Origin of the sequence: Pseudonocardia sp. ICBG1142 (assembly GCF_020496255.1) — a bacterium.
Taxonomy (GTDB): Bacteria; Actinomycetota; Actinomycetes; order Mycobacteriales; family Pseudonocardiaceae; genus Pseudonocardia.
On the sequence record NZ_JAHLJC010000031.1, the window covers coordinates 238,288 to 249,838 of the forward strand.

Consider the following 11,551-nt stretch of genomic DNA (forward strand, 5'->3'; position numbering starts at 1 on the left):
CTCAGACCGCCGCGCCGGCGCGGACCACCGAGAGGCCGGAGACCCGGGAGATATGCCCGGTGTGGAACGCGCGATCCTCGGCGGTGGTCCGCTTGGTGGTCAGGACCGTGTCGAGCAGTGCGAGCACCTGCTCGACCTCCGACGTCGTCGGGTCCCGGTCGCCGATCTCGGTCTCGATCTCACGGATCCGTCCCGCCGGGACGATGCCCCCCGCCTCGTACTCGGCCGAGTCGTCGTTGTGGTTGCGCGTGCAGGCCACTGCCCGCAGCACGGCACCGAAGAACGCCTTGCCGTTGATGTCACCCATGATGCTTCCCTTCGGGACGGAACGGACGGATCAGACGAGACCGAGCCGGCGGCCGGCGCGGGTCAGGACCTCCACGGCGAGGTCGATGTCGTCGTCGGTGTGGGACAGGTTCACGATGGTCCGCAGCCGCGGCAGGCTCCGCGGCACGGCCGGGTAGACGATGGGCTGGACGAACACCCCGTCGGCCTGGCACAGCCGGGCGAGGTCCTGGGCCTGGCCGTCGTCGCGGCAGAGGACCGGCACCACCGGCGACTCGCTGTGCAGGGTGTCGAAGCCCGACCGGTGCAGCGCGTCGCGGTAGCGCCCGGTGCGGCCGCGCAGCTGCTCGGCCATTCCCGGTGCGGCCGTCATCACCTCGACGGCGGCGAGCGCGGCGGCCGCGTTCGCCGGGGTGACCGCGGCGGAGAACATCCAGCCGCGGGCGTTGTTCTTCAGCGCGAACACCAGGTCGGCACTCCCGGCGACGTAGCCGCCGGCGCTGGGCACGGTCTTGGACCGTGTTCCCATCTTGACCGCCACACGGTCGGCGGCGATGCCGAAGTGCTCGGTGATGCCTCGTCCGGTCCGGCCGAGCACCCCCAGGCTGTGGGCCTCGTCCACCATCAGCGGGGCGTCGAAGCGTTCGCAGAGATCGACGATGCCCGGCAGCGGCGCGATGTCGCCGTCCATGCTGAACACGGCGTCGGTGACGACGAGCCTGCCGCCGTCGCCGGACTGGCGCAGCGCCCGCTCGAGATCGGCGAGGTCGTTGTGGGCGTAGGTCAGGACCCGGGCTCCCGACAGCCGGTACCCGTCGAGGATGCTGGCGTGGTTGTAGACGTCGCCGATCACGGTGTCGCCGGGCCCCACCAGTGCGCCGACCGTGGCCACGTTCGCCATGTACCCGCTGGAGTAGACGATGGCGTCCTCCGTGCCCAGGAACCGGGCGATCGCGAGTTCCAGCTCGCGGTGGAGGCCGAGGGTGCCCGCGAGCAGGCGGACACCGTGCGCACCCGTGCCGTGCCGGCGCACCGCCTCCTGCACCCGGGCCCCGATGTAGTCGTGCCCGATCAGGCCGAGGTAGCTGTAGGAGGCGAAGTTGAGGTACCAGCGGTCGTCGAAGCGGATCCAGGAGCCCGTCTCCTCCTCGACCACCGGCTCGTAGAAGTAGCGACCCTCGGCGACGACGGCCCGGTCCTCCCGGGAGAGGTCGTCGATCCGGCGGTCGAGGAAGCCCCCGCCGGGGCGGTCGGTCAGCCGGCCCGGCAGTGTGCGTCCCGGCACGCTCCGAGGCCCGGTCGGGGCCCCTGCTGCGCCTCCCTCGGGGCGCGGGCCGGGCCGGTCGAGGACGTCCGATCCCACGGCGCCGGCCCCTGCTGTGTGCGGCACCGGCCGCGTCACCGCGTGCGGTGCCGGGACCGGGCGCGGTGACGGCACCACCGCGGGCGCCGGCGCGATCACCGCGGCCGGGGTCGACGGGGCCGGGGTCGACGAGGGTGTGATCGAGGGGGCGGGCGCGGGGTGCCCGGGACCGACCGGCTCCGCACGGAAACGGTCCCAGTCGGGCCGGAACGCGGGGCGCACGTCGGAGGTCGTGGATCCGGCAGGTGCGGACGTCGGGACCGAGGAGACCCCGGCATCGGTCGTGGGCACGGACGGGACCCCGCCGCCCGGAGTCGGGGCAGGCACGGGGAGGGACCGGAGGTGGTCCAGCAGGTCCTGCACCTTGGTCAGTTCGAAGAGGAGCGCGGGGTCCAGCTCGTAGCCGGCCTTCGCCCGGCCGGCGGTGATCTCGACGGCCATCATCGAGTCCAGCCCGAGCTCGAGCAGATCGTCGCCCGGAGCGACCGCGGGCAGGTGCATCGTGCCGGTGAGGATCGCGCTCACGGATGTCCATGCGTCGGTGGTGTCCAGCGTGCTGGTCATCGGTTCGTCCTTCGGTCGGGCGGGTGCGGACAGGACGTACTGGCCGGGTGGGCGGGTCAGCACCTCACGCAGCAGCGCCAGACCCGCATCCGGTTCGAGCGCCGGGATGCCGCGGGCCGCGGCCGCGGTGACCACGCCCTCGCCCATCCCGGCGTTCCACAGGCCCCAGTCGAGGCTCCACCAGTGCTCGCCGTCGTAGCGGCGGCGGGCCGCGTAGCCGTCGAGGAACGCGTTCGCGGCGGCGTACGCGCTCTGGCCCAGATTCCCCTCGACCGCGCTGATCGAGCTGAACAGCACCACCGCGCCGGGGCGGTGGTCGCGGTCGAACATCGCATCGAGTGCCTGCACACCCGAGATCTTGGGGGCCAGGACCTCCGCGATCCGCTCAGGAGTGAGCGTCCGGGCCAGGCCGTCCCTCAGCACTCCGGCCGAGTGGATCACCAGGTCGAAGCGCTCCCGACCCAGCGCCGGGTCGGGAACAGCCACGTCCGTCGTCAGGACCTGGACCTCGCACCGCTCGCGCAGCCGGTCGATCCGCTCCCCCCGACGCCCCGACGGCGCGGTGCGGCCGACGAGGGTCAGGTGTGCGCACCCGAGCTCCGCCAGCAGCTCCGCGACGAGCAGCCCGAGTCCGCCCAGACCCCCGGTGACCAGCACGCGCCGCCCCCTCGGATCGAACGGTGGCCCGTCGGCGGGGCCGGCGTCGCGACGGTGGGGGACGAGCAGCTCGTCGCCGTGCCGGCGGTACTCGCCGCCGTCGTGCGGGACGGAGAACGACCCCGCCGGTTCGCCGCCGAGGTCCAGCAACGTGACCGGCGTCCGGGGGTGCTCGGTCCGCACCGAACGGAACAGGCCCCACAGCGCGGTGTGCGACGGATCGGGACGCTCTCCGTGGGCGTCGCGGGTCACGACGGTCAGGGCGGGGAACGGTCGGATGCCGGACAGCGTGCGTGCCAGTGCGGCCGCTTGCAGCACCTGGGTGCACGCGTCCCCGCCGGGGGCCGGGGCGTGCACGACGAGCTCCGGCGGCTCCTCGGCCAGGTGGGACCGCAATGTCCCGTCGGTGATGACCTCGAGCCCGAGACGTCGCACCGGTCCCGTGAGCCCGGGGGCGTCGCCCAGGACCAGGATCCTCGAGGTGTCCCGAGGTGTCCCGAGGTGTCCCGAGGTGTCGGCGCGGGTGCCGGAGCGGCCCGCCAGCCGGGGACCGTCGTGCAGCCGGCCGTCCCGGACGAGCGGGTCGGCATGCCGGCGGCGGTGCGGCCCGGCGGGGCGACCGTCCGCAGCACGATGCGGTCGAGTTCGAGGACGACCTCACCCTGTTCGGTGCAGACCGTCGCCCGCCCCCGGCAGCCGGCGGCGTCCGGGCCGCCTGGGGTCCGCTCGACCAGGGCCAGCAGTGTTCCCCGGACCGGACGACGGACGGAGATGCGCCCGATGTACCACGGCAGGCAGCGCCCTGCGGCGCCGTCGTCCAGCAGACCCAACCCCTGGAGGAGGGCGTCGAGCACGGCCGGGTCGATCACGGCGCCGGGCTCGTCGGTCGTCGGTCGCAGTACCGCGAACATCCGGTCGCCGTCGCGGCGCAGCGAACGCATCACCCGGTACCGCTCGCCGTAGACGATCCCGCTGCCCGCGCGCCAGTCGTCCAGGACGGCCAGCGGCGCTTCGGGTCCGGCGGAGGCCTCGAGCGCGGCGGTGTCGAGGTAGGTCGGCGGGGGAAGGGGTGCCCCGGCCGCGACCGCACGGGCATGCAGCCGGGACGGGGAGTCCGGGTCGTCCGCCCGGCGGGCCCGCAGGACCACCGCGCCGTCGTCGGCGACGTCGACCTCCAGAGCCGACCCGCGGTCGGTGACGACGAGCGGCTCGGCGAGGACCACGTGCTCCAGCCACCACCGCCGCGAGGGTGCGCCGGCACTGACGGCCCGCAGCATCTGGTCGATCTGTGCCGCCGCCGGGAGCACCCCGACCCCGTCGATGCGGTGGTCGGCGACCACCGGATCGTCCGCGGTGAGCGTCCGCCGGCTGGTCATGTGACGAGCTCAAATCCGTCGGCGGCGACGACCCGACCGTTGACCTGGAGGTCGATGACGTGGGTGCCGGGGTAGTAGCGGCGGGTCGTGATCTCCCGGACCGGGTGGCGCTTCTCCACCACCCGGCTCTCGCCGGGCCCCAGCTCGACCGAGGCGAGCTTGAAGACCTTGGGGAGGGTGCGCCCGTTGTTGCGCACGTGGTGCACGACGTAGTCGACGGCGACGGTGTGCGCGTGCCGATCGGTGTTGCGGATCTCGGCGCGCAGGGTGACCGACTCGCCGAGCCGGATGGTGGTCGGGCTGAGCACCAGCCGGTCCGCCCGGACGTGTTCGCCGCCGGTCACACCGGACAGGGCGAGTGCCCGCTGGTCGCCGTTCTTCACCAGAACCCGCAGCGCGTGCCGGCTGATCCACTCCGTCTCCGGGGTCGGGCTCTCCGCGGCCCACCGTTCGAGCACGTCCAGTACGGCGTCGGGGTGGTCGCGGGCGATGTCGTTGAGGTTGTTGGCGACCGACTTCCGGACGTAGGGCGAGGGGTCCGAACGCAGTGCCTCCAGTACCTCCAGGACAGGGGTGGGGTCCTGGACGAACCGGTGCAGGGTCCGCGCCCACGGCAACCGCGGCCGGATCCCCTCGCTCGCCAGCCGGCGCACGTTGAGGCTCGGTGATCCGGCCCAGGCCCGGACCCGCTCCATCGTGATCTCGTGGTGCTGGTCGAGGTAGGGCCGGATCGCGTACTCACCGGTGTGTCGCCGGGTGATCTGTTCGATCGCGTCGAGCGAGATCTCCGGGTGACCGAGACCGTGGTCCTCCACGAACCGGGCCACCGGCATGAGGTACCAGCTGGTGTTGAACAGTCCGTCGCCCTCGGCCAGCTCCTCGCCGAGGATCGACAGCAAGGTCGCCAGGGCCTGCGGATAGTCCTCCGGGAGCCTGCTGCGCAGGCCGTCGGAGAGGACCCGGACGCGGTCCTTCAGCTCGAGCGGGGGGACCAGCGCCGCGACCTCGGTGACGTACCCCTCGAGGTCGAACTGCGGGTGCACCTGCGTCACCAGGTCTCCGAGCAGGCGGGCCGCTCCGCTGTCGAAGTGTCGCTTCAGGCCGTACTCCGTCATGGACGTACTCACTCTCCGGGGTCGCGGGGGAACCGATCGTCGACGTTAGAGGGTTGTCCTATCAGTCGGCTTTCGGTCCTGACGTCCGGTGTCGTCGACCCAGTAGCGGGTCCGGGCGAACGGGAACCGGGGCAGGTCGGCGATACCCGGCCCGGGCGTCCGCGGTGTGCCCGCGAGGACGACCTCGGGGTCGGTGGTGTTGTGGTGGTCGCACAGGTGCCGGTACAGCGCGTCGGTACGGCCGCGGGCGAGGGTCGAGCGCACGAACCCCGCCTCCGGGGTGAGGTCGGCGGCGAGCCGGGCGAGCACGGGCTGTGGCCCGATCTCCCAGTAGCCCGCCGGCCGGCTCCGGTGGACCTCGGTCAGTGCCTCGTGGAAGAGCACCGGCCCGACCAGACCGTCGGCCCACGTCTGCGGGTCGGTCGCGGTCTCCGCCGTGTGCCGGGTCCCGGTCACGGTGGAGGTGAAGGCGATCTCCGGGGGCCGCAACGCGACCGTCGCGAGCTCCGCCCGCAGCGCGGGCGCCGCGCCCGACATGTCCCGCGAGTGGAACGCGTGGCTGACGCTCAACGGTGTCACCGCCACCGGTTGCGCCGTCGCGGTGAGCCGATCCCGCAGCGCCACGATGTGCTCCCGCGGGCCGGCGACCGCGGTGTTGCGCGGCCCGTTGTGTGCGGCGACCTCCAGCCCCGGGTGGTCGCGCAGGATCTCGGCGTCGGTCACCCGGTCGGCGTGCACGACGGCCATCGAGCCGGTCGCCGGCTGGGCGAGCATGGCCCGCCCCCGGCAGGCGGTGACCCGCATGAGGTCGGGCAGCGCGAGGCACCCCGCGGCCCATGCGGCGGTGAGCTCGCCGACGCTGTGCCCGATCACGTGCCCGGGACGGATCCCCCAGGACTCCAGCAGCCGGACCAACCCGACCTGGACCGCGACGATCGCGACCTGCGCGTGGTCGGTCCGGGTCAGCACTCCGGCCTCGGACCGGAACAGCAGCTCCGGCAGCGGGACCGCGAGCCAGGGCGCCAGCATCGCCGTGCAGTCGTCGACGGCGGAACGGAACACGGGCTCGTCGCGGTAGAGGTCGGCGCCCATGCCCGGGTACTGGGAGCCCTGGCCGGTGAACAGGAACACCGTCGGACCTCCGGCTCCCGTCCCGGTCCGGATGACCGGCGCCGCGTCCGCGGCCCCCGTCGCGACGGCGGTGAGCCGTGCGGTGAGCTCGGCGCGCGGCGTGCCGTGGACCGCCACGCGGTGGCGCTGGCGGGCCCGCCCCGCACGCGAGGTCCAGGCGACGGCGGCGAGGTCGTCGTCGGCCGGCAGAGCGGTGACGGACCGCGCGTAGCGGTCGGCGAGGTCCCGCACGGCGTCCTCGGTGGGAGCGGACACGGTGAGGACATGGCTGCGTCCGGCCGCAGCGGCGGGTCGCACCAGGGGGGCGGGCTCCTCCAGCACGACGTGGGCGTTCACCCCGCCCATCCCGAACGCCGACAGGGCCGCGCGCCGGGGACCGTCGCCCCGGTGCCAGGGCAGCGCGTCGACGGCGGGGAAGAACGGTGTGTTCTCGAACCGGATGTGGTCGTTCGGCCTGGTCAGGTGCAAGGTGGCCGGGATCGTGGCGTGCTCGAAGGCGAGGAGGACCTTAACCAGCCCGGCCAGCCCGGCGGCGGGCTCCAGATGGCCGATGTTCGACTTGACCGAGCCGATGGCACAGAACTGGCGGCGGTCGGTGTGCCGACGCCAGGCCCGGGTCAGCCCGTCGACCTCGATCGGATCGCCGAGCGTGGTGCCCGTGCCGTGCGCCTCCACGAGGGAGATGGAGTCCGGCGACACGTCGGCGTCCCGCAGTGCCGCGGTGATGACGTCGCGCTGGGCCGTCGGGCTCGGGGCCGAGTACCGGCTGGTGCGGCCGCCGTGGTTGACGGCTGCGCCGATGACGAGCCCGCGGACCCGGTCGCCCTCGGCGTCGGCGTCGGCCGAGCGGCGCAGCACGACGGCCGAGGCACCCTCACCGGGTACGAAACCGTCGGCACCCGCGTCGAAGGCGGCGCACCGGGCCCGCGGGGACAGGGCCCGCATCGCCGTCATCGAGGCGAAGTACTCGGGGCTGATCGCCGCATGCACCCCGGCGACCACGGCGGTGTCGATGTCACCCGAGCGCAGGTGCGCCAGCGCGGTGTGCAGGGCGACCAGGGCAGAGGAGCACAGCGTGTTGACCACCATGCTGGGTCCGGTCCAGTCCATCAGGTGCGACAGCCGGTTCGGGATCATCGCCTCGAGGCCCAGCCCGCGGCCGTCACCGACGCCGAGCCGGGCGCGTTCCTCGTGGTAGTGGTCGTGGCTGTAGGCGATCCACAGCCCGGTCCTGCTGCCCTCGGCCCGCGGGCCGATCCGACCGCCGTCCTCCAACGCCTCCCAGATCGTCTCGTAGACGATCCGGGCCTGCGGGTCGATCATCGGTGCCTCGCGCGGCGAGATCCGGAAGGGTGTCGGGTCGAACCGGTCGACCTCCGGCAGGAACGACGCGCGTGGGGCGGAGTCCGGGTGGCCGGCCCACCGGCCGGCGGGGAGCTCGTCGACGGTGTCGACGCCGTCCCGCAGCAGCTGCCACATCTGCTCGGGGGTCGAGGCCCCGGGCACGCGGACGGCCATGCCGACGACCGCGACGTCGCGCGACGGATTCCGGTCCGCCGGGTCGGCCGGGCGCGGGCCGGTGGGTCTCCCCGCCGGTGTCGCGGCCGGCTCGCCCGCCGGGGCCACGGTGGGTGCCGGCGTCGGTGTGGCGGCCAGCGGTGCCGGGGTGGTCGGCCCCGCGGCCACGGGCCTCGACGGGGGTACGGGCGGCCGGTCCGTGCCGGGTGGGTCCGCGGGCGGCGGGCCGCCCGTCGGCGGTCGGGATGCGTCGTCGGTCCGGTCGTCGGGGCCGGGCCGCTCGGCCCGCAGCGCGCGCACCAGCTCCGGCGCGTCCTCGGCCAGGAAAGCGGCGAACCGTCCTGGCGTCGGGAACTCGAAGAACACCGTCGGGTAGAGCGACAGGCCGCGCTCGCGGGACAGACGCTCGCTGAGGTCGACCAGACCCACCGAGTCGAACCCGGTGGACAGGAACTCCTCGTCGGTGTCGTCGTGACCGAGCCCGGCCTCGTCCAGGAACCAGTCGAGCACCACGGCGGGGGCCGGTCGCCCGTCCGCACCGGACGATGCCGCCACGCCGGTCCGCGAGGACGGACCGGTCGCCGCAACCGCCGTCGCCGGCGTCGCCTCCGCCGTGACCGCCGCCGGGGTGGGGGCCCGTTCCGGCGCCGTCGGCGCGGACGTCGCCGCATCGGTCGGCGCGAAGGCGGCTGCCGGTACCCGCTTCGAGGAGATGTCACGCAGCACCATCACGACCGACCCGGCGTCGTCGGTGACGGTCTGGGTGACCCGGCAGGCCTCCTCGTTCCAGAACCCGACCCGGGTGTGGACGAACGCGGCTCGTTCCAGGGATCCGTGCACCTCCACCGCGCCGATCGACAAGGGGATGAACACCGGGGCGTCGGCCCGGCCCGCGATCGCGTGGTCCAGGTCCAGCGCGGCGATCGTGACGCTGTCGAGCAACCCGGGGAACAGCTCGACCCCGTCGTCGTTCCAGCTGCGCTGACGTGCTCCCTCGACGCGGGCGAGCGTGCCGTCGGGGACGGCCGCGACCCACGAGATGTTGCGGTAGTAGCGGCCGTGCCGATAGCCGAGTGCACGCAGCCTGCGGTAGAGCGTCGTACCGGACCTCAGCGGACCGCAGGTCTCCAGCAGCGGGTCCAGGTCCAGACGGGCGGGCCGGGCGACGGCGGTGGTGACGTAGCGCCCGTGCGCGTACGGGCCGTCCGGTCCCCGGAGCTCGAAGGCGCCGTCGCCGGCGGCCCTGCACGTCACGACCTCCGGCTGCGCCGCCCGCAACGGGCGGTGGAACACCAGGTCGGCGAGGCCACCGAACGTCCCGCCGGCGGCCACCGCTCCGGCCCTCAGCAGGTCCAGCCACGCCATCCCCGGCAGCATCGCCTCGCCGAACACCGAGTGCTGCGCGACGGGAACCTCGCCGGGACCGTGGACCCGCTCGAAGGCGAAGCCGTCCGCCCCGAGGGTCTGCAGCACCCGCAGCGGCCCGCCGGACTCGGCCGACCGCTGCGGCTCCCGCAGGTCCAGCACCCGCCCGTCGGCCTGGGCCATCGGGACCTCGGCCGTCCGGAACGGCCGGCCGGCGCGGTGGCGGCTCCAGTCCACGTCGTGCCCGTCGGCGTACAGGGCGGCGAGGACCGCGGCGATCCTGCCGGCGACGTCGGCGGGGCCGGTCGTGCCGTCGAGAGGACCGGGGCCCTCGACCGGGGTTCCGGCGGCGAGCAGCGCCGCGACCGTCGCGGTGGGGTCGGGGTCGTCGCCGAGTGCGTAGGCGGCGGTCACCGCACCCGGCCCCTCCCCGGGGAGCGCCGCGTCGGGTGCCCCCAGGGCGACCAGCGCGACCGGCCAGGCGATCGCGCCGCAGAGCGCGGTACGGCGGGCACCCCAGGCCCCGATCGGGTCCCCGGTGGCGGTGACGAACCGGTCCACCAGCCGTGCGACGGCCGGGACCTGTTCGGCCAGCCAGGGCAGCCAGGTCCCGGCGTCGCCGCCCGGGGCGGGTGGCGCCGGTGCTCGGTGTGGTGCCGACCCGGGCCCGGTGCGCAACAGCGCGTCCCGCAGGGCTGCCGCGAGCGCGTCGGCGCCGTCGCCGGACACCGCGATCCGTGCCGCGAGGTGCGGGCGGGAGAGCCGGGTGGCGGCGCAGGCGTCGTCGAGACCGGGACCGAGCCGGGGGAGCAGCTCCAGCCACTGGGCGGCGAGCTCGCGCACCCCGTACGACGTCCGGGCGGACAGCGTGAGCACGTGGGGACCGGTTCCGGCACGCGGCGGGCCCGGCGGCGCCCCGGTGACCACGGCGTGGACGTTCGTCCCGCCGAAGCCGAACGCGCTCAGCCCGGCCCCCCCCCCGGACCGTCGCCGCGGGCCACGTCTCGGCCGCCCCGGTCAGCCGCAGCGGCCCTCCGTCGATCTGCAGCCGTGGGTTGGGCTGTTCGACGTGCAGGCCGGGGACGATCTCCTCGGCGAGCGCGCAGAGCAGCCCGGCCAGCCCGGCCAGGCCGGCAGCGGAGTGCAGATGCCCGATCCGCCGCTTGAGCGAGCCGAGCGCGACCGAACCCGGGGCCATCCCGTGCCGGGTGAACACCTCGGAGAGGGCGCGGACCTCGATCGGGTCGCCGATCGCGGTGCCCGTGCCGTGTGTCTCCACCATCTGGACGGTGTCGGGGTCGACCCGCCGATAGACCCCGTCGAGGAGCTCGACCTGAGCCTCCAGGTTCGGTGTCGTGACACCCATGGTCGCGCCGTCGTTGTTGGCGGCGACGTGCACGATCGTCCCGAGCACACGGTCGCCGTCGCGCTGCGCCGCCGCCAGCGGTTTCAGCACCAGGGCGACCGCCCCTTCCCCGGGGACGTAACCGTCCGCGCGACGGTCGAACGTGCGGCACAGCCCGTCGGCGGACAGGGCCCCGGCCGCGTCGAGCAGTCGGTAGGTGAGCGGGTCGACGAGCAGGTCCACGCCGCCGACCACGGCCAGGTCGCAGTCACCGCTGCGCAGGCTGAGGCAGGCCGCCCACAGGGCGGTGAGCGAGGACGAGCAGGCCGTGTCGAGCACCAGCGCCGGCCCCGCCAGGTCGAGCCGGTCGGCCAGCCAGGCCGCGGCGAAGTTCTGCGACCGGCCCCACAGCGTGGCGGCGGGCGGCCCGGTGGGGGACCCGGGGCCGGGGAGGGCCGCGTCGTAGCCGTAGGCGTTCATCCTGCTGCCGACGAACACCCCGGCCCGCAACCGCCGGCGGCCCCGATAGCCGGCCTCCTCGAGGGCGCGCGCCCCGATCTCCAGCATCACGCGGTGCTGGGGGTCGATGCGGACGGCGTCCTCGGCGGAGAGGCCGAACGCCTCGTGGTCGAACGAGTGCGGATCCTGCAGGAAGCCCCCGCGCAGGCCCGGGCGCGGCAGCAGGCCCGGGGCCCAGCGGGCGGCCGGGACCGGCGACACCGCGACGGTGTCGCCGGCCAGGAACGTGCGCAGGTCGGTCACGTCCTCTGCTCCGGGGAGCCGGACGGCGAGGCCGATGACGGCCAGGTCATGGGTCGGGTGGTCGGACATG

At 74.6% G+C, this 11,551-nt stretch carries 5 protein-coding genes and 1 pseudogene; all 6 read right to left on the reverse strand.

Annotation, left to right across the window (positions count from 1 at the left end; genetic code table 11):
* Position 1: 1 nt before the first annotated feature.
* A complete protein-coding gene (locus KPL59_RS25480) occupies positions 2-307 on the reverse strand; it encodes a hypothetical protein (RefSeq protein WP_226362275.1) in 306 nt (101 codons plus the stop codon).
* Between the two features lie 30 nt (positions 308-337).
* Positions 338-3,226, reverse strand: coding sequence for an aminotransferase class I/II-fold pyridoxal phosphate-dependent enzyme (locus tag KPL59_RS25485; RefSeq protein WP_308187980.1), 2,889 nt, complete (start codon positions 3,224-3,226; stop codon positions 338-340).
* Complete coding sequence (locus tag KPL59_RS25490; RefSeq protein ID WP_226362276.1) at positions 3,127-4,245, reverse strand: polyketide synthase dehydratase domain-containing protein; 1,119 nt, start codon at positions 4,243-4,245, stop codon at positions 3,127-3,129. The genes KPL59_RS25485 and KPL59_RS25490 overlap by 100 nt, the downstream gene beginning before the upstream one ends.
* Positions 4,242-5,360, reverse strand: coding sequence for a DNA alkylation repair protein (locus KPL59_RS25495; protein ID WP_226362277.1), 1,119 nt, complete (start codon positions 5,358-5,360; stop codon positions 4,242-4,244). Before KPL59_RS25495 ends, KPL59_RS25490 begins: the two co-directional genes overlap by 4 nt.
* Positions 5,361-5,405: 45 nt before the next feature.
* Complete coding sequence (locus KPL59_RS25500; RefSeq protein WP_226362278.1) at positions 5,406-10,250, reverse strand: type I polyketide synthase; 4,845 nt, start codon at positions 10,248-10,250, stop codon at positions 5,406-5,408.
* Between the two features lie 211 nt (positions 10,251-10,461).
* Positions 10,462-11,550: pseudogene (locus KPL59_RS37825) on the reverse strand (polyketide synthase); the annotation flags it as partial.
* Between the last annotated feature and the right edge of the window lies 1 nt (position 11,551).

Coding starts and splice junctions, on each gene's coding strand:
- KPL59_RS25480 (WP_226362275.1), bottom strand. CDS start 307: ATGGGTGACATCAACGGCAAGGCGTTCTTCGGTGCCGTGCTGCGGGCA.
- KPL59_RS25490 (WP_226362276.1), bottom strand. CDS start 4,245: ATGACCAGCCGGCGGACGCTCACCGCGGACGATCCGGTGGTCGCCGAC.
- KPL59_RS25495 (WP_226362277.1), bottom strand. CDS start 5,360: ATGACGGAGTACGGCCTGAAGCGACACTTCGACAGCGGAGCGGCCCGC.